Annotated in this window: 16 protein-coding genes; 11 read left to right on the forward strand and 5 right to left on the reverse strand. The window is 43.8% G+C overall.

Annotated features, from left to right (window positions below; all coding sequences use genetic code 11):
* Nucleotides 1–71 precede the first annotated feature (71 nt).
* From PBAL39_RS06275 to PBAL39_RS06285, 3 genes are read left to right on the forward strand one after another with little or no spacing between them, the layout of a single operon-like run.
* Nucleotides 72–3,545, forward strand: coding sequence for a SusC/RagA family TonB-linked outer membrane protein (locus PBAL39_RS06275; protein WP_083801713.1), 3,474 nt, complete (start codon nucleotides 72–74; stop codon nucleotides 3,543–3,545).
* 15 nt (nucleotides 3,546–3,560) lie between these two features.
* Nucleotides 3,561–5,195, forward strand: a complete 1,635-nt coding sequence (locus tag PBAL39_RS06280) for a SusD/RagB family nutrient-binding outer membrane lipoprotein (protein WP_008239482.1) — start codon at nucleotides 3,561–3,563, stop codon at nucleotides 5,193–5,195.
* 43 nt (nucleotides 5,196–5,238) lie between these two features.
* Complete coding sequence (locus PBAL39_RS06285) at nucleotides 5,239–5,742, forward strand: DUF1735 domain-containing protein (protein WP_157273918.1); 504 nt, start codon at nucleotides 5,239–5,241, stop codon at nucleotides 5,740–5,742.
* Nucleotides 5,743–6,305: 563 nt separating this feature from the next.
* On the opposite strand, the gene PBAL39_RS06295 is transcribed toward PBAL39_RS06285, so the two are convergent.
* Both PBAL39_RS06295 and PBAL39_RS06300 read right to left on the reverse strand, forming a co-directional pair.
* Nucleotides 6,306–6,932, reverse strand: a complete 627-nt coding sequence (locus PBAL39_RS06295) for a hypothetical protein (protein WP_157273919.1) — start codon at nucleotides 6,930–6,932, stop codon at nucleotides 6,306–6,308.
* Between the two features lie 270 nt (nucleotides 6,933–7,202).
* A complete protein-coding gene (locus PBAL39_RS06300) occupies nucleotides 7,203–7,829 on the reverse strand; it encodes a bifunctional 2-polyprenyl-6-hydroxyphenol methylase/3-demethylubiquinol 3-O-methyltransferase UbiG (protein WP_008239491.1) in 627 nt (208 codons plus the stop codon).
* Nucleotides 7,830–7,973: 144 nt separating this feature from the next.
* Here PBAL39_RS06300 and PBAL39_RS06305 point away from each other — a divergent pair, with 144 nt between their 5' ends.
* On the forward strand, nucleotides 7,974–8,639 hold the full coding sequence (locus PBAL39_RS06305; RefSeq protein ID WP_008239493.1) for a hypothetical protein: 666 nt from the start codon (nucleotides 7,974–7,976) through the stop codon (nucleotides 8,637–8,639).
* A gap of 122 nt (nucleotides 8,640–8,761) precedes the next feature.
* Here the strand turns inward: PBAL39_RS06305 and PBAL39_RS06310 are convergent, their stop codons facing one another.
* Entirely contained in the window at nucleotides 8,762–9,157 is a 396-nt protein-coding gene (locus PBAL39_RS06310) for a VOC family protein (protein WP_008239495.1), read from the reverse strand.
* A gap of 80 nt (nucleotides 9,158–9,237) precedes the next feature.
* On the reverse strand, nucleotides 9,238–9,540 hold the full coding sequence (locus tag PBAL39_RS06315) for a hypothetical protein (RefSeq protein WP_008239497.1): 303 nt from the start codon (nucleotides 9,538–9,540) through the stop codon (nucleotides 9,238–9,240).
* A 359-nt stretch (nucleotides 9,541–9,899) separates the two neighbouring features.
* On the opposite strand from PBAL39_RS06315, the gene PBAL39_RS06320 reads away from it, so the two are divergent.
* The gene (locus PBAL39_RS06320; RefSeq protein WP_008239502.1) at nucleotides 9,900–11,300 is read left to right on the forward strand and encodes an ATP-binding protein; all 1,401 of its coding nucleotides are present in this window, start codon (nucleotides 9,900–9,902) and stop codon (nucleotides 11,298–11,300) included.
* A gap of 39 nt (nucleotides 11,301–11,339) precedes the next feature.
* A complete protein-coding gene (locus PBAL39_RS06325) occupies nucleotides 11,340–13,007 on the forward strand; it encodes an FAD-dependent oxidoreductase (protein ID WP_008239503.1) in 1,668 nt (555 codons plus the stop codon).
* An 87-nt stretch (nucleotides 13,008–13,094) separates the two neighbouring features.
* Here PBAL39_RS06325 and PBAL39_RS06330 read toward each other — a convergent pair whose 3' ends face one another.
* Nucleotides 13,095–13,496 carry a hypothetical protein gene (locus PBAL39_RS06330; protein ID WP_008239504.1) on the reverse strand — a complete coding sequence of 134 codons (402 nt, stop codon included), beginning with the start codon at nucleotides 13,494–13,496 and terminating at the stop codon, nucleotides 13,095–13,097.
* A 375-nt stretch (nucleotides 13,497–13,871) separates the two neighbouring features.
* Between PBAL39_RS06330 and PBAL39_RS06335 the strand changes: the two genes are divergently transcribed.
* From PBAL39_RS06335 to PBAL39_RS06355, 5 genes are all read left to right on the forward strand, one after another.
* On the forward strand, nucleotides 13,872–16,250 hold the full coding sequence (locus tag PBAL39_RS06335) for an alpha-L-rhamnosidase C-terminal domain-containing protein (RefSeq protein ID WP_008239505.1): 2,379 nt from the start codon (nucleotides 13,872–13,874) through the stop codon (nucleotides 16,248–16,250).
* A gap of 171 nt (nucleotides 16,251–16,421) precedes the next feature.
* Nucleotides 16,422–17,018 carry an RNA polymerase sigma factor gene (locus PBAL39_RS06340; protein ID WP_039866126.1) on the forward strand — a complete coding sequence of 199 codons (597 nt, stop codon included), beginning with the start codon at nucleotides 16,422–16,424 and terminating at the stop codon, nucleotides 17,016–17,018.
* 93 nt (nucleotides 17,019–17,111) lie between these two features.
* On the forward strand, nucleotides 17,112–18,305 hold the full coding sequence (locus tag PBAL39_RS06345) for a FecR family protein (protein ID WP_198139776.1): 1,194 nt from the start codon (nucleotides 17,112–17,114) through the stop codon (nucleotides 18,303–18,305).
* A gap of 16 nt (nucleotides 18,306–18,321) precedes the next feature.
* Entirely contained in the window at nucleotides 18,322–19,230 is a 909-nt protein-coding gene (locus tag PBAL39_RS24560) for a peroxiredoxin (RefSeq protein WP_157273920.1), read from the forward strand.
* Nucleotides 19,231–19,483: 253 nt separating this feature from the next.
* Nucleotides 19,484–22,259: SusC/RagA family TonB-linked outer membrane protein (locus tag PBAL39_RS06355; protein WP_198139777.1), on the forward strand; the 2,776-nt coding region annotated here is incomplete at its 3' end.

Consider the following 22,259-nt stretch of genomic DNA (forward strand, 5'->3'; position numbering starts at 1 on the left):
TAAACGTCAACTAACCGCAGAAAGCCCTCGCGTCGAAACTAAGGCCAACTGCTAAACCAAACCTTACACGAATGTATAAAAAATATACAAGGAAACTTGGTATCCCTCCGCGGCTACACCACAAAATACTGCTGACCATGCGCCTAACTACCGTCATACTCATAGCGTCCCTCATGCAGGTTAGTGCAGGCACTCTTGCACAAAAGATCAGTATGGAACGCAAAAATACAGCCCTGAAAACCATTTTCAGGGAAATCAAAAACCAGACAGGCTACAACTTCCTGTACACCGACAACCTGCTCAAAAACACTAAACCGGTAACCATTAAAGTCAGCCACGCAGACCTGGACGAAGTGCTGAAAGAAATCTTCAGCGAACAACCCATAACTTACCAGTTAGAAGGTTACACAATCGTCGTTAAACGTAGGGAAACGGGTTTTTTTGAGAAACTGATCGATCAGTTTCGTGCGATTGATGTCAAGGGGAGGGTGATGGATGAGAAAGGCAAGCCTTTAGTTGGGGCCACGATCAAGGTTAAAGGCACCAGTCAGGCTGTGATATCAAATAATGACGGATACTTTATGCTACGTAATGTCAACGAGGAGGCCGTACTCCTCATCTCTTTCCTTGGTTATGAGGTCAAAGAAATAAACGCTACTTCAATTAACAATGCTGCAATAAAAATGGAGCTGTCCGTTGGCAAGTTACAGGAGGTAAGCGTAACCACGGCTTACGGAATTGAAAAACGAACCAAAGAACTGGGTTATTCTGTCGCGAAAATCACCGGCGAAGAAATCAGCAGGGCCAATACAGGCAATATTCTTCAAGGCCTGATCGGAAAAGTATCAGGAATGAACATTACTGCGCAAAGCTCTGATATGAACCCCCAGATGCGCATCCTGTTGCGCGGGATCCGCTCTTTCGGCCAAAGCAGTAATAACCAGCCACTGTTCATTCTTAACGGCTCGCCGCTATCTTTTGGTTCAGACCAGGATGCACAGCAGCAGGTACTCAGTTTTATAAATAACATCAACCCTGCAGATGTTGAAGATGTAACCATCCTGAAAGGGGCGAATGGTACAGCAATGTATGGGCCGGAAGGAGTGAATGGCGTTATCATCATTACGACCAAGAAAGGTGTGAAAGGTGACCCCGCGATAAATTTCAGGCACAACATGTCTTTTCAGGTTGTAGATTACCGGAACGATTACCGTCAGCGGAAATTTGGTCTGGGCGCGGGAAATCTTAACGAGTTCGGTAGCGGACTTTTTGATCCTACCGCTGCTTACTCCTGGGGACCCGTCTATGATGGAAGTATGGTGCCTATTGGTAGTCCGGATGAAAACGGGAATTATCAAATGGTAAAATATGAGGACAACAAACAGGCGCGGGAGTTTTTCAATACTGCCAGGATTAACCGGACCAACTTGTCGATTTCCCAGGGTGATGATCGGTCGTCCTCTTATTTAGGATTGGGGCATACCGATCAAACAGGTTTATTGCCTGGCGATAAGCAGAACCAGATCACGGTGTTACTGAACAGTTCCCGGAAGATGGGTAAACTCACCACTCAGGTGAATTTTAATTTTGCCCGCAGAAATGACGACAGAGGTCCCGATCTGATACGCGAGATCAGAAACCTGCCTACCTTCATCCCCATCCTCAGCTACAAGGATTATGTAAACGGCTACTGGTCGGTGCCTGACCGCTACTACCGTGGCATTAGCCCATACCAGATGCTGGATAACAAGCGTACCAAAACTACCAACACCTCGCTATCGGGAAACCTGAGCCTGGAATATAAGCCGGTACCCTGGCTGAACCTGTTGGACCGTCCGGGCATCACCTATAGTGGCGAGTACGGTAAAACAACGACCAAACCAGTTTACTTTTCCGATTACGCGCACACCCTGCCAGAAAAAACTTACGATCTTCAGCCTGCAGTAGGCGACTTTACCAGTTCAAATACCTCCTTGAACAATGACCTGATTATTTCTACCATTCATCAGGTTAGTGATTTCCAGCTTAAAACCAATATTGGTAACTCTATACGGCAGAATTTTTCAAAAGACCTCAGATCCGGCGCAGTGCTCAGCATTCCGGTATATAATGTGGCTTTTGCCAGGTTCCCTGCAGCTGTTTCAGATCTGGAGTTGCTGTCCAGAACCATATCCGTATTCGGCAATACGCTGATTGGTTATAAGGACCGTGCCTTTCTGGAGTTTACGGCCCGTAATGAATGGGATTCCAAACGCGCTAAAGTAGCGAGGGGCAAAGATCTTTATTTCGGTGCCAATACCTCGCTGGTACTAAAAGACATTTCTCCATATTTGGGGCAACTTAAATGGCTTTCTACCGCCCGCATGCGTGCATCTTTTGCGCTGTCTGCGAATATGAACATTGCACCGTTTCAATTTGAGCGCCGTTTATATCTGCAGGGAGATTATCCTTACGGAGAACTGATCAGTTATGGATTTGGCCAGGAGAACCCTAATCCTCTGCTCAAACCTGAAAATGTATTCTCCCAGGAGTATGGATTAAACCTCGGGTTCCTGGATAACAGGTTTACCGTAGACATGACATACTACTATCAGAAGAACAATTCGGTCATCCTGAATGTAAAAAATGCCGCTCTCAGCGGAGCTCCAACTACAGACAATGCTGGTGCTTTTCAGAATAGTGGTTTTGAACTGGACCTGAAATTAAATCCGCTTTTTAGTTTGCCAAACGGTATGGCCCTGGTGGTTGACGGCCGCTTTTCGATCAACAACAATAAGGTACTCAAACTGTCGGAAGTTTATAAAGGTGTATTCAGGGGTGATGACGGTAACTTCGCGGCATATTATGCCAGAACAGGAAGAAGTGCCTACGAGTTTGCGGTGACCGACTGGAAAAGGGATCCTGAAGGAAGGGTGATTGTAGATAAAACCACTGGAATGCCGACCAATGCAGAATATGGTGACTACCAGATTTACGGGAAAACTCTGCCTAAATATACAGCGTCATTAGGTTTTAATTTATCATGGAAGGGGTTTACAGCAACGTTACTGATGGATGCATCTACCGGAAACGACCACATGTTTGTGACAGGCTCGGATTTTAATAGTGGCGCGCACCCCCTTACCAATCTCAACAACAGGGAACGCTTTGTATTTCCAAATTCCTCCTATGATGATGGAACAGGGAACTATGTAGCCAATACAGACGTAGTAGTGGCCAATGCCGGACAGGGTTTGTATTCTTATTTTGCAGGAGTAAGTGCTCATGGACTTGTTGATGCCTCTTTTTTAAAGGTTAGGGAAGTGAGCTTGCAATACAGACTGCCCTACAACGCCGGGCCGGTAAAAGACATTATGGCAAGCATCTATGCGAGAGATCTTTTTAACTTCTATCCAAAGTCTAACATCATCGGCGATCCCGGACTTACTAAGGGTGTCGGTACCAGGGAATTTACGCCTATAAACAGCAACCTGGATGGTGGCAGTTCTGACGGGCAGTTGCCCGGAACCGTATTGTATGGTTTCACACTTTCCTTTAAGTTTTAATCAACGCGTTCAATCATGAAAAAACATATCAATAAACAAATCCTCCTTTTACTAGCCATGTTGTCGCTAACGATGAACAGCTGTAAGAAAGATTGGCTGGATGTCAATTACAACCCGCTTGAGCTGACCGACCTGAAAGCAACTCCAGATCTGGTGCTTCCTTCCTTACTGGAAAGCTGCATTGCCAACAACAATACCAATAAGTACTTACAGCAATGGATGGGCTACTGGTCTTACTATCAAAACCCTCCCGGCTTTTATGAAGTCACCTATTTTCGAATCCAGGCAACTGGCAATGGGACGTATTCAGAGCCGCGTCAGGAAATTTTCTACCTTGAACAAAGAGCACATGATATGGGCCAGGATTTTTACGAAGGTATAGCTAAAGTGATCCGGGCCATCCAGTGGAGTAGAGCTGTAGACCTCATCAATAATATGCCCTATTCTGAGGCTTACGATATCAACATTCGGCAGCCCAAATACGATAGCGGCATGTTAATCTATGAAGACCTGATGGTACAACTGGACCTTGCTTCCGGATTGATCAAAAATGCAGATGTTGGTAAAAATACGAAACTCAGCCTTTCAGACATTATGTTTCATGGAAATAAGCTGAAATGGCTGAAATTTATCAATACCCTAAAACTGAGGTTACTGGTACACCAGGCCAACAGAACTGACCGCTCCGCATACATCAGTACTCAGATGAGTAAGATCATTGCCGAAGGTTCCGGCTTCCTGGAAAGCGGAGAAAATGCATCAGTCAACCCTGGATATGTATTGGGTAAGAGCCTGAGTAAGTACTTTGGGCTATATTCAAGCCACAATCAATATGGAGGCGGATACTTTGACGCCGTCACTCAGCTGGCTTCTAATTACTACGCCCATGCCAATGTTTTTTCAATGGAGATGCTGAAAGCCAATGAGGATCCGAGACTCGGGTTTATTTTCAGTACCATTGATGAGGAGGTACCTGCAGGGGCGCCTGAGCCTTTTAGCCAAAGTGCACCGCTCAATTTCAGGGGAAATACCTACGGTAACTATATTGATAATATCATTTATCCCTACCAAAACAATACCTACGTATCTGCCGTAGGCGGTTCAAGGAATGAAGATGTAGTAGACCCTACCAGCACGGGAATCATTAAAGGCCGCAATATGGACGATTGGGTGCTCACAAGTATAGAAAGCCTGTTTTTGCAGGCCGAAGCCATACAGCGAGGCTGGTTGGCTGGAGATGCAGAACAGGCTTATCGGCTTGCAGTACGGGAATCTTTCCGATGGTTGAACGTAGGTGGAAATTCAAGCAATCCATCCCTATCGGATGAGGTATTTCAAACCTGGTACGATGCACAGGTTGCCGGGGGCAATCCACAGGTGAGCTGGGCCGCGGCAACGGATAAGTATAAGCTCCTGATGGTGCAAAAGTATCATGCTTTTAACGGGATAGAACCTTCGGAAACATACGTCGATTACCGGAGGAACGGTAGGTTCCCAAATATACCTGCCTCATTAAGTCCGCAGAGGGCCGGGAGTACCATTCCATTCAGGCTGCTTTACAATGAGCAGGAGTACGAGTTTAACCAGGAAAATGTAAGTGCCCAAGGCCAGATAGATGTGTTTACCAGCAAAATCTGGTGGATGCCCTAATCGTAGATAATTGGAAATTGAATATTATATTAAAGAATTTAAAATGAAGATATATATCTGTTTTTTAATCCTGGCCGGCTTGGCCTTTGGTTGCAAGAAAAGCGAGTTTGTGCTGGACTATTCCGGCATCAAACCTGTAATGATCATTCCCAACGGAAACTGGCCCTCAAAAAGTCCGTATGAACCGCAACCGTCAGACAGCCTGTTTGGCGTTCAGCAATTGAAACTGTACGCCCGGTTTTCTTATGCCACACCGCTTGACAAGCCTGCGAAGGTTACTTTTAAGGAAGATCCTACTATACTTGATGGCTATAATGCCAAATGGGGAACGAACTACAAGGCATTGCCAGCGGGAGCGTATCGATCAGCCACTCTGGAACTCGACATACCTGCAGGAGTTCGTCAGGCTTTTATCCCGGTACAGGTTTTTCCAACTCAGTTTAACGGTACGGATGATTACCTCATCGCTTACACCATTAGCTCTGCGGAAGACCAGATAATTGGTGCCAATGCAAAGACCATCGTTTTTACAATTAAAGGTCAGTAATCCATGTACCAGGAGGCTGCATCATAAAATTGATCAGCCTCCTGATTGTTCCAAAGGAGTCATGCCGTAGGTCAATGGTTTCTGAATGCGCAATCAATGATGTATATTCATAGCATTGAGGTTAGTAAGTTATTAGAATTAAAAAGAAATGAGTTCCTGTAAGCATGTATGATCGCCTAAAAAATCTTTTATCGCCGCTTTTTATCTTTTGCCTTTCGCTTTTAATCCTCAATGACTTCTTTCTAAAGGCGATGTTCCATAATACGCTTGCGGGGAAACTTTCAGATTTCTGTGGACTGTTCATTTTTCCTATATTTTGGTCAGCTGTCTTTCCTAAGCATAAATCAGGAGTTTTTATAGCTAGCGCAGCACTGTTCGTTTATTGGAAGAGTGAATATGCTTCAGCATTAATTGAACTGGTAAATACGGTTTTTAAAATTCATCGCACGGTAGATCCTATACTGCCTGTTATTTAGCCTCGCATGTAGCATCTGGACCACCTCTGACACAATTATCGCACTGTCCAATTAGCATCATCCTTTGCCAACGATTGAATGGGCTGTTTATTCATCAAATGAAAACCGGTCTGGGATCCGGTACCCATTTTGATAGGCAATCACTGCGCTATCGACTTTGATGGACGATTCGTCCAGGCAATTAAATCTCTCCAGGATGAGGTCATAGTGTTTGCTGCCCGCGACTTTTCTAAAATGGTATTCATTTTCATCGCAAATGGTAAGTTTATAATCATCTCCTGAATTTTCCCCGTAATCATGATGGGTTGGAAATCCAAATGATCGGCCTAACTTACCCTTGCTTACTTCAATCAAGGTAACGTTAAAGTTATTTCCCATGTGGGATTGTCCACCCGAAATTACGATTGCCCTATTTTCATCCCCAATCTGTTCCAGCTTTTCAAACTTACCCGGATTACCATACATTCCACCACCGCCAGCATGAAACCTGAGGTCATTCAATTTCCACACACCATTCAGTCTTTTAAAAATAAATACATCACACCAGCCGAGCGAAGGTCCATACATTGGACCGCGGTTTTCCACCACATAAATGTAGTACTGGCCGGATTGATCCTCGAAATACTGCAGTTTGGCATCGTCACGTGTTACGGTATCTTCCTTAATATCTGTTTGTGGCTCGTTGGCCACTGTATCATAAATGGATTTGACCATTAGGCCTGCATCGGTTGAGTTTAGAGAATCTTTATCAAAAACGGGCATTTGAGGGGCTATCCGATCAAGGCTTATAATTTTTGCAGAATCAAGCTCCTGAACGTGAGATTTAACCTTGCTTTTGCACCCTATAATGCCAGCTAGAAAAAGGAAATAGAGTAGTTGTTTCATCCGTTGATACTAAAAATTATAAACAATCTGTTTCATCTCAAACCGCATTCCAATTAAATAAGAATAATGGTTAAATCCTTTAATTCAAATGGTTAATTGTTAGGATTTGCATACGATCGACCAAAATTTTTGTGAAGGTCTATCACCCGAATTCACCAGTGGTTCATTGGTTATTTCAGCACTGATCAGACCATAACTACCAAATGCCGATTTGATGGATTCCAAATCGTAAAAGAATAGATTGACACCAGGAAAGGTAGCAAAGGTATCCTGACCGATCTCTGTTCCCTGCCCATACCTGAAGTCAGTTTTTGCAATAGATACGAAAACCATATAACCACCGGGTTTAAGCTGGTGATAACAATTCTCAATCAATTTTGCCCTTTCTTCGGTGTTTAATAAATGTATTAAAGCATAACAGAAGATTCCATCATATAACTCCTGGTCGAAAGGCATCGCGTCAACAGCTCCATGATATACTTTTACCCGATCTCCAAAGTGTTTTTTTGAGATGTCAATTGCCGTTTCCGACACCTCAATCCCTGTTACCTTGAATCCCTCATCGATAAATACCTTTGCGTTTCTTCCATAACCATATCCCGGAATCAGGATGTTGGTTAATCCATGCTTTTTAAATAATTCTAACGCTGAAATAGCCGAATCCGCCGGTTCCCAGCCCCACATTTCTTGTTTATCCCTAAAACTGTTCTCCCAAAATTCTGTCATAATTTATTTATCTCTGTGAGTGTATTTATACGCAATTTAGTTGCATTACAATAGTACGCAAAAAATGCTTTCTACATAATTATATTTGACTTTCATGGCAAGGTAATTGACATAGAAATTTTTTTATCGCTTTAAAATCAACCTATGCTATTTACCACTGAATTATTAAACGGATTAGAACGTAATGAGCCGTTAAAAAAGGCATACGCCAGTCAAGGCAGCTTCGGACAGAACAAACTCATTGCCCTACCTATTGTTATTGCATTTCTATCTGCATTTATGGCGTATTCATTGTACGGCATTTCTAAAACAGACCCGAGTTATTTTATTTATGTAGTGATCAGTATTGTGATTGTCGTGGTTTGTATTTTGGCCGTAGTGATGATGCAGGTCAGAGCAAAAAAAAACATATTGGCTAACCTGGATGTGGTTAAGGCATGCCTGGCTAAAAAAATATACGGTAATGACCAGACTCAGGTGTATTACAGTATTTATGCCCTTGGCAAAATGCGGCATGATGCAGCTTTTCTGGAAAGTATAGCGGATAAAATTTTCAACATTGAAGCTGAGCCAGACAAACAGCTCCGAAGTAAAATAAATAAGCTATTTCAAGCGAATCTGGAAGGAATGAATGCGGCACCTGTTCTGCTTCCGGTAGAATTTACATTTGGTGAACAGGTTTACAAAAAAGAATTTACGCTCTCTGCACTTGATCCGCAAATGAAAGAAAATATACAGCAAAACAGCGATCAGTTTATTGTTTTATCTTTTCATAGCGGGAGCGCCATTCTATTAAGGAACATACCTTAGTTGTAGTGAATTTTAGAAATGACGTTCCTAAGGATAATTATCGCACGAGAGACCGTGGGACCGTTATTCGGTGTATCATCTTGTGTGATGACTTACTGATCACGAAAGCATACAGAAAATTCCTAACTAAATTTTTTTATCGCATCTGCGGCCACAGGGGTAAAGAAATTAACCAAATTACCATCAGGATCACGAAACATTAATGAGTGGTTTCCCCAAGGCATTGTAGTTGGCTCCTGAATGATGTCGCTCAGTAAATCTTTAATTTTTTCATACTGCTCATCGACATTTGCTACACGAAATTCTATGATTATACTGCTGCTATGACCTATATGTGTCAAATCTTTACCAAACAAGCTCAACGTACGTGTACTTCCGATGGCCAGGGTGCAAGTAGTCGCATTGATCTCTGCAAAATCTTCTGTATACCATTGCGCAGACAGGTGAGTAACGTTTTCGTAAAACCGGACCAGACGTTTAATTTCAGGAGTTATGATTCTTATAGATGCCAAATTCATGATGACTTTCTTTTAGATTTTTAGAGTTGACGACAAAGCTACTTAGACCAGATGACAGCTGTGTGTCAGGGGGCAAAAATTTATTTTAGATTGTACTGGCTTTTGACACGGCTAAGCGTGTCTTTATTGATGCCGAGATACGAAGCAATGATGTGCTGGGGAAAACGCGCAATAAGCTCGGGATAGCAGTCCGCAAATTCTACGTAACGCTTTTCAGCAGAAAAGCTTATGGCAACTGTAAGGCGTCGTTCGTTGGCCTTGATGTTACGTTCGTCCAGACTGTTCATCATTTGGCGAAAGGCGGGGAGCTTTTCCTTCAGCTCGTTAGCATGATCCAGATCGTTGTTATCGACAAAATACATCCGCATTGAACCTTTCACCATAAATGCAAACTTCTTACAAAAATCTCCGGCCTGTAAGGTGTATATGTCGTTTTCTTAATCTGAATGGGTGAAGCCTTGCTTTAAGAGTGTTCTACATTATCTACTGTCGCTTCAAAGGCGTTTTGTAGACAAATGTCTACGTTATTTTGCTACAAATATCATCTTTTCAATTGATCACGTTCCTGAAATTTGTTTGATGTACATCCAGCAAGCTGGTAGGAGAGACGGGGCCATGGATTGTTTGTTGATATTGACCACCGGACGTTTGGTCAATATTATATACCTTTAAAGTGTAAGCCACAACAAAGATCCCTAATACGGCACATGTATGACGTTACCTTTAATACCTCATTATACCTATGAAAAATGTAACCGTTGAATGGCTGCGCGCCATAGAGAATTTAAGAGATGTCCCGGACGATCAGCTCCAATGGTTTATTGATCAGGGCACTGTACTGGAATTACCCGCAGGCTCAAGCCTGTTCAGAAAGGGCGATCTGATGCCGGGACCCTTTGTGATTTTATCGGGCAAGGTGATGTTGAGCATACCACGAGGCAATGAATTGCAGGAAGCGGGGATGTTAGAAACCGGAGCGATCAGCGGATATTTACCATTTTCGCGTGGTAAGATGGCTAGTGTGGTCGCGGAGGCAGTCGAGGACATGACCTATCTGCTATTGCCGTTGGAACAGCTGGACAATATGATCCATTCCCAATTTGACCTTACACAGGCTTTGGTGCATGTGATGGCCAACCGCATCCGGGAGGCAACCGCTTTCGAACAACAGAACGAAAAGATGATGGCTTTGGGAAAACTTTCGGCAGGTCTGGCCCACGAACTAAACAACCCTGCCTCTGCAGTCGTCCGTGGATCTGTTTCCTTATTGAAACATTTAAAGATGGTGCCGGATGTTTTCAGGCAGGTCATGTCGCTCCGGTTGGATGACACAGCAGTAAACTATATCACCGATAAACTGTTCGGTGTGCTGTCGAAGGGGGAAAAACCTTTCCTAAACATGATGGAACGGTCGTCATTGGAAGACGACATGCTGGACTGGCTGGGGGAGCATAACGTGGCCTGCAAAGAAGATGTGGCCGAAAACCTGGTCGATTTTGGTTATAGTGTAGCTGACCTGGACGATATAGAGGGGCGTATACCTGCCGATGCAATTTCAGCAGTATTCAATTGGATTAATAACAACCTGGTAACCGAAAAAATAGTGGTAGATATTCATGAGGCTTCCGGCCGGATATCGGAGCTGGTGGGTGCAGTGAAAAATTTTACGCACATGGATCAGGGGCACGGGAAACAATTCGCCGATATCCATATCGGCATCCGCAATACGCTGACCATGTTACAGCATAAGATCAGGAATGGAAATGTGCAGGTCATTGAAAATTTTGATGCGGAGCTGCCAAAGGTGAATGTACTGATTGGTGAGCTGAACCAGGTTTGGACTAACCTCCTCGACAATGCCCTGGATGCCATGGGGCCCAACACTAAAGGTCAGTTGACCATTACTACCAGCCGTGCAAAGGATTGCGTGCGCGTCACCATTTCAGATAACGGTCCGGGAATTCCGGAAGAAGTTAAAAGCCGTATTTTTGATCCGTTTTTTACCACAAAAGAGATCGGTAAGGGAACCGGTCTGGGGTTGGATGTGGTGAAGCGAATTATTAAACAGCACAAAGGTGCGGTTAATGTGGAATCCAAACCCGGACAAACGAACTTCATTGTCGAGTTTCCGATCAATGGATAATAACCTCTTTTTCATTTATAAAATTTTACTGTAAATCATATGAGTCTGCCGATTATATTTTGTATTGATGATGATGCCCAGGTATTGAGGGCGATCACCCGTGATCTGAAAAGCCGCTACCGCGACCGTTACCGGATCCTGAGCACTACAGTGGTGCAGGAGGCGCTTGATAGTTTACTGGAGCTGAACAATAAGGGCGAGGCCATAGCTTTGTTTCTGGCAGATCAGCGCATGCCCGAAATGCAGGGGGTGGACTTCCTGGTAAAAGCCATTCAGTATTTTCCTGAAGCAAAACGGGCACTGTTAACTGCTTATTCCGATAAAGATTCCGCGATTAAAGCCATCAATGAAGTGAAGCTGGATTATTACCTGGTTAAACCCTGGGATCCACCCGAAGAAAAATTATTCCCGGTGATTGATGACCTGCTGGATGACTGGCAATGTGATTATCATCCTGTTTTCAAAGGCATTAAAGTAATTGGCTATCAATACTCTCAAAGCTCTCATGAGGTCAAGGACTTTTTGGCCGGCAACCTGGTGCCTTACCAATGGCTGGACATTCAAACGGATAAGGACGGAAAAAACCTGTTGGCCAATAATGATCTTACCGAAGCCAATCTGCCCGTGGTATTTTTAGAGGATGGCAGTTATATTGCCAAGCCCAGCTTAGTGGACCTTGCCGGTAAAATCGGTTTGAACCCGGATCGCGAACGCCAGGATGTTTACGACGTGGTGATCATTGGCGCCGGACCTGCAGGGCTTGCAGCTGGTGTTTACGGTGCTTCGGAAGGGTTAAAGACTTTGCTGATTGAGCGCCGTGCGCCGGGTGGGCAGGCGGGTACCAGTTCTCGCATAGAGAATTACCTGGGCTTCCCGACCGGTTTAAGTGGGGCTGAACTCACCCGCCGTGCCATGACACAGGCAACCCGTTTGGGAACAGAATTCTTGTCGCCGCAGTCTGTGCGTTCTATTGAGCAAAAGGACGGGTATAAAAGGATCACACTGGATAATGCCGAAGATATTGTTACCCGAAGCGTGGTCATTACCACCGGGGTGGATTACCGTAAACTTGACACTGCCGGTATTGCCGACTTTACAGGTGCCGGGATTTACTACGGAGCTGCGATGACCGAAGCCACGGCTTGCAAAGACAAGGATGTTTATGTCGTTGGGGGTGGTAATTCTGCCGGTCAGGCCGCTATGTACCTTTCCAAATTTGCTAAGAACGTTTACATCCTGATCCGCAAAGATGACCTGACGGCAACCATGTCGGCCTACCTCATCGGGCAGATCGCAGCAGAAAGTAACATCCACATCAAACCAAGGGTAGAAATTGCAGCTGCTCATGGTTCGGGCAAGTTGGAAAGCCTGGATATTCGTAATTTTGATACTATGGACATCAGCAATCACCCTGCAGATGCGCTTTATATTTTCATTGGCGCCAAGCCATATACCGATTGGATCGAACTGGGAATCATCAAAGATGGCAAAGGATTCCTGGAAACCGGTCGGGACCTGAAGAGCCACCCTGATTACGGCAAGATCTGGAAACAGAAACGCGATCCTTACCTGCTGGAGACCAGTTGCCCGGGGATTTTTGCTGCAGGTGATGTCAGGGCCGGCGCGATGAACCGGGTAGCCTCAGCAGTGGGAGAAGGTTCTATGGCCATCAGTTTCGTGCACAAATATCTGGCTGAGGTGAAATAGCCGGTAGAATCAGCAATAAGGGGAGTTAGGAACCAAAATTGAAAACAACAAAGCCGTCTTGAAAACGGCTTTGTTGAGGGGGAAGGGCTATTTATATTTGATAAATGTGGCCTTGACTGTTTTTTCTTTTAAATCAGTAGTTGTACTGCTTGAGGCCACTGTGGCTTTTTTACCGTCTTTTTTTTGACTTACATTTCCACCACTGGAAGTTGACGTACCGAAAACCTCTTCTTCCATTGTGAAGATTACAGCGTCGGCACCCTTCTTTCTTGCTAATTCGATGATCTTTTGCTGAGTCTTTTCCAGCGAACGAAAACCTTTACCAAGTTCAGTTTTTCCCATGACTGTGTATCCCTTCGTTACGTCGGCAATATCATAAAACTCATCTATCACTTGTGTCGGTGTATAACTCTTTCCGAAGTACTTCTGTGAGTAGCTCTTACTTATACAAAATATCCCAAATAGGAAGATTAAAATTGACTTTTTCATATTTTCAATATTAAATGTTAATTAATAACACAAAGGTATATTGCCCGTCTTTAAGGATAGGTCGACCATCAGTTCAAATGATCAAATCCGAGGATGAAGCAGCCAATTGCCTTATTGAAGAGAAATGCTGAAAAAGAAATGACCAACTGCTTTCTTAATGCGCGTATAAATGAGATAGATAGTTGAAACCGGTTTACTTAGAAAAGGCCTGGCTACTTAATGAATATGGCGACCAGCGGAAGTTAGCATACAGGATAGTACAGGATGCGGAACTGACGTCAGTTACTTAATTTAGTTGGTAGTTTATGCGTCATTCAGAACAACCAATAATCCGCAGACCCTAAACCATAAGCCCGAAAATTAATCGCATCAATTATGAGGATTGTCTCTTTTTACATCTTAGTGTTCATTTTGAGTACACAGTCGCTATATGCCCTTGAGCCAACTGAACCGGTCAATCCGTTACTGCTGCGTAAAAGCTGGCCAGCGCGTTGGATCAGTCATCATGAAGATCAGAAAGCAGAACTGTCTGTGTTCCATTTCAGGAAGGAGATTTCATTTTCCACTATTCCGGATAGTCTGTGGATTCACGTGTCGGCAGACAGCAGGTATCGTTTATATGTTAACGGCATCTGGGTAAGTCATGGTCCTGCTGCTGGTGATCTGCGCCATTGGCAGTTTGAGACGTTGAACATCGCGCCCTACTTAAAGGCTGGAAAAAACCATGTTGCGGCGGAAGTCTGGAACTCAGATAAAAACCGTGCGATGACCCATCTTTCGTTTGAAACGGGATTTATCCTACAAGAAGATAATCTGGAAAAGCCGTATGGATTGAATACTGATGGGACCTGGCTTTCTTGCAGAAATGAGGGATATACCGCTGTTCCACAATGGAGCAGTGATACCGACATTGGCCCTGCGGAGATGGTAGATTTTACAAAATATCAGGTAGGTTGGAATGCTGCTGAGTTAGCTGACAAGGACAAGTGGAAAGCTGCAAGTGAAGGCAGTCATGGAGAAACGAAATGGTCTATCCATTATCGGCCGGGAAGGTTTCTGGTGCCCAGGTCAATTCCTGCAATGCGTATGGAGCCTGTTCGCTTTACATCAGTAAGGAAGAGCACCGGGATGACGGTTAAGGAACAATCCCTTCAAAGGAAAAGATCTTATCAGATACCAGCAAATACAAAGGTAGAGTGGTTGATTGATCAGAAAGAACTGACCAATGCTTATCCTGTACTCGAACTGGATAGAGGCGCAAATGCAGTAGTACACATTGCTTATGCAGAAGCTCTTTATGACGACTCGAATAAAAAGGGGCACCGGGATGAAGTCGAAGGCAGACACTTTCGTGGTTTTCAGGACGGAGTGGTGGCGTCTGGTTCCAAAATCTCTTACATGCCATTGTGGTACAGGACTTTTCGCTACCTTAAGTTGTCTGTTGAGACGAAGGATCAGCCATTGGAAATAACCGACTTTTATGCGATTAAATCCGAATATCCTTTTGATAACAATGCAACGTTTAAGGCTGATGATCCCGTTTTAGATACCATCTTAAATATTGGATGGCGTACGGCCAAGCTCTGTGCAATGGAAACCTATATGGACTGCCCTTATTATGAACGGCTGCAGTATATTGGTGATACGCGCATTCAGGGCATGGTATCCTTGTACAATAGTGGAGACGATCGTTTGCTGAGGCAAGCGCTTAGTCAATTTGACCAATCCCGGATGTCAGAAGGAATTACCTTAAGCCGGTATCCAACCAATTATGACCAGCAAATTCCACCATTTTCGCTATGGTGGATTGGCATGGTGAATGATTATTGGATGTACCGGGGTGATCAACAGTTCATCCGAAGTTTATTGCCAGGGGTAAGGCAGGTTTTGACATTCTTTGAAAACTTTCAGCAGCCAGATGGATCTTTGGGCGAAATGCCGTACTGGAATTTCACCGATTGGTCTAATAGTAAGGGCTGGTTCTTCGGAGCACCTCCCAACGCGCAAAAAGGAAACAGCGCAATAATGGATTTACAACTCCTTTGGGCTTATCAGATTGCGGCTAAGCTAGAGCGCGACCTGGGATTGCCTGCAATGAATGATACCTATCAGCAAAAAATCACGCAACTGAAAAGTGTTATTAAGCAGAAATACTGGTCTGAGCAGAAGGGCCTATTTGCGGATGAGGATAAGCGTGAATTGTTCTCACAACATGCGAATGTGCTGGCCATACTTACTGATCTGGTATCGGAACAACAGAGTAAAAATCTGATGGATCGGATCATGACCGATACTTCTCTCGCTCAGACCACGATCTATTTCCGGTATTATCAGATGCTCGCATTGAAAAAGGTAGGTTATGCAGATCGTTATTTAACTCAGCTCGATGTATGGCGCGACCACATCAAAAGTGGACTTACAACCTGGGCGGAAATCAGTGATACCAAATCCACCCGTTCTGATTGCCATGCCTGGGGTGCCAGTCCAAATATAGAACTCTATCGTATAGTGCTCGGAATTGACACTGATGGCCCTGGTTTTTCAAAAGTGAAAATTGAACCGGCCTTAGGACAACTAACCAATGCGAGCGGTACCATTCCTCACCCGAAGGGAGCACTTTCTGTATCGTATCGTCAAAAAGGCGCCAAGTGGGAAATTGAAATCAAATTGCCGGCACATGTATCCGGAAACTTAATTTGGAAGGGTAAAACCTATGCTTTAGCCGATGGGAACAGCAATAAATTTACTTTATAATTTTCCATGGATTTGACCCCTATCAGGCTAGCTAATTGATTTTTGCTGCCTTCGAAGGACCTAACTAAGTTTTTAACTAATTATTCAGGACTTTATTATTGCCAGAATTAATCAATATTATTGCCCTTGATTTCAGTAATTTTATTGGGGGAACTGCATAATGATTAACAAATGAAGATAGCTAGGGAAGACGAAATAAATTGGATGCAAGAGTTTTACGAGGGGAATGAAAAGGCGCTTGCTCATTTTTTTAAGCTTCATAGTAAGTCACTTGTTTATTTCACAAACCGGATGCTTGAAGATAAGGCAGAGGCAGATGATATTGTGTCAAAATGCTTTCTTAAACTCTGGCAGAAGCACAAAGACTTTAAAACTGAACAAAACATCAAGGCCTTTCTTTACATCAGTTGTCGCAATGCCTGTATGGATTATCTGGCCAGTCTGAAAGTCAGAACTGCTGCCCAGGAGAAATATATCATCTATCTTCAGGAGGGAGAGGAAACTATTCTTTACGATGTGGTGCAGGCCGAGGTGCTGGATCTGGTCAATAAAGAGATCAATGAGCTCCCTGATAAAATGAAGGTGATATTTAAAATGCTTTACATCGACGGAAAAAGCACAAGTGATATCGCTGCAGAACTGGGGCTATCGATACAGACAGTACGCAACCAGAAAACAAAAGCCGTAACGATCATTAAAAATTCTCTGTTGAAAAAAGGTGTTTCCAATGCACTGCAACTGGCTTTTTTGTTTTTCATCAATAAATAAAAAAATATTTGAACTTCAGATGGTTGCTTTAGGTGGTCGTCCCGTTTCTATATCATAACATTCAATAAATGTTAATGAGATAAAATGGACGAAATGTTAGAAAAGGAATTTTATATATCCACCCTGATCACTGCAGAACTTAATAGATCACTGGATCTTGCGGGAGACGAGGAACTACAGGCCTGGAAAAAATCTTCTCCGGAGCACCTTGAGTTTTATAATCGTTTGATCGCTGAGGAGTATTTTCTGCAAGAGTTTCAACATTTCAATCAGATCGAGACCGATCATATATGGCAACTTACCAGTTCGGGGCTAACAGGGGATCTAACCGCGGAGGCTCCTCAGACTGCTGTCAGATTTATCAAAATCTGGCCTCGTGTGGCGGGATTGGTCGCAGCAGTGGCGGCATTTGCCATCTGCATTTATTTCTTTAGTGAGATTCGTTCGCGTAATGCCGTCGGAACAGAATATGCTAAGGGCCATCCATATATTAAGCCAGGTATTAATGGTGCGACAATAACCCTGAGTAGTGGTAAGGTGATCAAGCTAAGTGAGCATCAAAGCGGTGTTTTGATAGGAGATCATCTGGCTTATACTGACGGAAGTTCTGTTACTGAGGACGGCATCAGCACTCAAAAAGAAGAAACACTTACTGCTACAACCACAAAAGGACAGACCTATACCTTTACCTTACCCGACGGTACGAAAGTCTGGCTGAACGCGGATTCAAAGATTTCATTTGCCCAGAGGTTTAGCAAACAAACGCGTAGGGTATTCCTTGATGGCGAAGCCTATTTCGAGGTCGCGAAAGATAAACTTCACCCGTTTATTGTAGACAGCAAACAACAGCAAATAGAGGTGCTGGGTACACATTTCAATGTGAACAGTTACATAGACGAACCTGAAGTTACAACAACTTTGCTGGAAGGCTCCGTGAAGATAAAAGTTGGAAATGAACAGAAAATCATCAAGCCGGGTCAACAGGCGCTCAATAAGTCTGGCGTAATCAGTGTGCAGGAAACCAACGTAGCGAGTGTGCTGGACTGGAAAAATGGTGATTTCTATCTCAATCATGTTGCTTTTAAAGCAGCGATGAGAAAAATTGCAAGATGGTATGATATGGAGGTCATCTATGATGCTTCTGTCCCGGATAATATGGAACTGGGCGGATGGGTGTCCAGAAATAACCAGCTTGCTACGGTGCTTAGATCGATAGAATCTGCTGTTCCGGTAATTTTCAAAGTTGAAGGCAGAAGAATTTATGTCGTGCGACAACTTAATAATTAAAGAAATGAGACGATTTATGCTACTACTAGCAATATGCCAATTGGCTTTTTCAGCCTTTGCACAGAATCATCCGGTTTCCTGGGAATTCAGCAGTAAGCAAACCGGACCGTTAACCTATGAGGTCAAATACCAGGCTGAGGTAAAAGCGCCTTATCATATTTATCCGCAGGGGCGAGGTGGCGGTATGGGAATGCCTACGGAATTTTTGTTTGAGCCTAATGATAACGTTGAATTTAGCAGTGAACTGCTGGAACGAGGAGTGGAGCAGCATGACGGCGAGCATTTATCCCACTATGCAAAGGGGGTGACATTTACGCACACGCTGAAATTAAGGTCTGAAAAAAAGACCACACTGGCATTTACCATAAAATATATGGCTTGCACGAATCAAATGTGTCTTCCCCCGTCTAAGAAGCAATTTACTTTGGAGTTGGGCAGTCCCGCGCAGAATGCTGTAGCTCTTAAAAGTGACGATCCAGCTGATTTATCCCGTAAAGGGACGATTTCGTTTCAATATGAGGATTTTGTGATGCCTGATGTAGAGGGTAAGGAGATATCTTCAAAAGACATTACATCGAAAAGTAAATATACTTTCATCGACTTTTGGGCAAGCTGGTGTTCACCATGTCGATCGCAGGGACGCGAACTGATCCCGATCTACCAAAACTATAAGCCGAAAGGTTTTGATGTCATTGCGATATCTTTAGATACGGATGTCAAAGTATGGAAGAAAGCCATCCAGGCCGATGGATATGCTTGGGTAAATTTGAGTGACCTTAAAGGTTTTGACTCTGCGTTGAGTAAGAGGTACCATATCACTGCTATTCCGAGAAATCTGCTCATCGATCAGAAGGGGAATATTGTTGCCATCGACATCCATGGAAAGGAGCTGGAAGCGAAACTGGCCGAATTATTCAAGATTTAATCGAAAAAATGTAATCAACCGATTGTGAACCTAAACCAAACAGACATGCAGAAAAATCTACAATAGAACTGAAAAAAGCCCAGTCCCAACGACGTTGGAACTGGAGCAGCTTGGAATTAATTAAATATCAACTACAGCAATCTGTCCGTCGAAAGTTAGAGTTGCTGCAATCAACCAAACCGAACAAATGTATAAAAATTCTAACAGATACAGGGGGACGTACCGGTCTCTCTGTTCTAAATTTATGCTGATTATGCGCTTAACCACCGTAATATTAATAGCATCCATTTTCCAAGTCAGTGCCTCAACATTTGCCCAACAGATTACCATCAACCGGAAAAATGCTTCATTGGAATCGCTTCTGATGGAGATCAGGAACCAAAGTCAGTATGACTTCTTATATGATGGAAAAATACTTCCCAAGAACAATATCGTTGATGTGAACGTGAAAAACGTAGACATCAATAAGGCGTTGAGAACTGTACTTGCCGGATCATCCCTGACCTATACCATTGAAGGTAAAATTGTCAACATTAAAAAACAAAGTGAACCTACACTGATGGATAAGATCATATCCGTTTTTGAACGTATTGACATCAGAGGAAAGGTTGTGGATGAGAACGGAAAACCATTGGCCGGTGCTTCCATATTCGTTGAAGATTCAAATATCAGAACGACCACGAATGATAAGGGGGAGTTTTACCTGCAAAATGTGAGCGAACAGGCCACGATAATTATTGGTTACGTCGGATATCTGCCTTTGGAACGGCCAGCAGCCCGCAATCTTGGAACGATAAAGATGGAGCTGTCCACGGGGCAGCTGAACGAAGTCGAGGTGAAATTCAATACGGGTTACGAGCAGATATCAAGAGAACGTGCGGCTGGATCATTTGCCAAACCTGATCTGAAGGTGATGAAGAACAGGACGAATACTCCTAATGTGCTTCAACGCCTTGAAGGCCTGGTTCCGGGGCTAGTGGTAAATGCCCAATCTATTAACCAAACGAGTGCTGCTGATATGGAAGGTGGCCGTGCCGGATTGTTGGTACGTGGGCAGAGTTCAATTCCTATTGTTACTCCGGGTAGTGCCCGGCTTACTTCAATAACACCTCTAATCGTTGTTGACGGAATTGAATTTAACGGGGATATCAGCCAATTGAATATGCAGGATGTGGAAGACATTACCGTTCTGAAGGACGCTACTTCTGCCTCCATCTGGGGGGCTAAGGCTGCCAATGGTGTAATTGTTATTATGACGAAGAAAGGCAAGGCAGGCGATCAATTGAAGATAGATTATGACGGATATTATGCATTTCAGGGCCGGCCGGACCTTGATTATGTGCCAAGGCTGAATTCGCAGCAGTTTATTGCATTGAACCGGGAGCTGTTTCCACAATATCTGCCATTTTACGAAAATTATGCATCCGTTACGCAAAACTTTGGTTCTGTGCCACATTTACAAATTCAATATGACCGGGCCAGAAATAAGATAAGTCAGGCGCAGGCTGATTTTAAATTAGATAGTCTTGCGAATCTTTCCAATACGAGTCAGATTGCAGACTTCTTTGTCCGTAACGCAGCTACTTTAAACCAGACGGTCTCGATCTCGGGTGGCAGCAAGGTACACACCTTCTACGGATCATTAAACCATATTGGCATCCAGAATAATACCCCTGGATCCGAGAACAATCAATACAAAATTAATTTAAATAACAATTTTGTACTGAGCAAAAGGTTTTCTGTATCAATTAATGCGGACTTGACGAACACCGTCATCAAACAACGGAATACGTATAGTCCGAATCGGAGCATCGTTCCTTATCAGATGTTCGCAGATGCGAATGGAAATCCTTTGACCATTAACTATTTAAAAGGGATTCCTACCGACGATGGCGACATTGTCGTTTCTGATTCGCTGAGGGCTATTTACCAGTCGAGAAGCAGGATTGATTTAAACTATAATCCCATCCTTGAAAGAGATCGTTCCTACAGTACCTCTAATGGGTTATATGCGAGGTTAGTAGGTGGGTTAAAAGCCAATATTCTGGAGGGGCTTGATTTTCAAGGTACTTATGGCTACAATGTGGCCAATACCAACACCAGAGCGATTCGGGATCAGGAAAACTACGAGATGAGAATGCAGGTATTGCAGTTCACACAGGCTGCGAACTCCAGCGTTATTCCGGTGTACAATATCCCGGCTATTGGTGGCAGGTTAAATGTAAACACCACATCATCAAAAGAATGGACGTTGCGGAATCAACTGTTCTTTAATCGCGACTGGAGTAAACATCAGCTGTCTCTTATGGTAGGGCAACAGGCAACCAGCAGTACACCGGTTATCACAAGTGGTACTTATTATGGATGGGATGATCAGCTTCAAACTTCGAGACCGGTAGATCTGGCCAGATTAGCGGGCGGAATTAATGGGGCTATTGCGGGGACGGCCACACTTGACGAGAACAATGTTGGAGGCGGTGAAGGACGTGTTGCAAGAACGACCTCATATTATGCCAATCTAGGTTATACCTTCGATAGAAAGTATACCTTGAACGCAACCTGGAGGATTGATGAGAGTAACTTGTTCGGACGGGATAAATCGGCGCAAAATAGACCGGTGTACAGCATTGGAGGTAAATGGGCACTAGGCAGTGAAGGCTTTATGGAGTCCATTAACTGGTTAAACAGGTTGGATGTCCGCTTAACGTATGGTATTACCGGAAATGCACCATTTGCCGGAACAGCAGCCTCTTACGATATCTTAGCGGCAGACAATAACGTCAATTATGTGACAGGAGCGGGATTTATCTTACAGGCGCCTGCAAATACCAAGCTATCCTGGGAAGGTACTAAGGTCTATAATGCAGGGATAGATTTCTCCATATTTAAAGACAGGTTGAATGGATCTATTGATGGGTACATCAAAAGGACTGAAGATCTGATAGGCGCGCTTGCTACTTCGCCGTTAACCGGTTACGACAGTGTAATCGGCAACTATGGGAATCTGGAGAATAAAGGGATTGATATTG

The sequence above is a fragment of the Pedobacter sp. BAL39 genome (assembly GCF_000170795.1).
Lineage (GTDB): Bacteria > Bacteroidota > Bacteroidia > Sphingobacteriales > Sphingobacteriaceae > Pedobacter.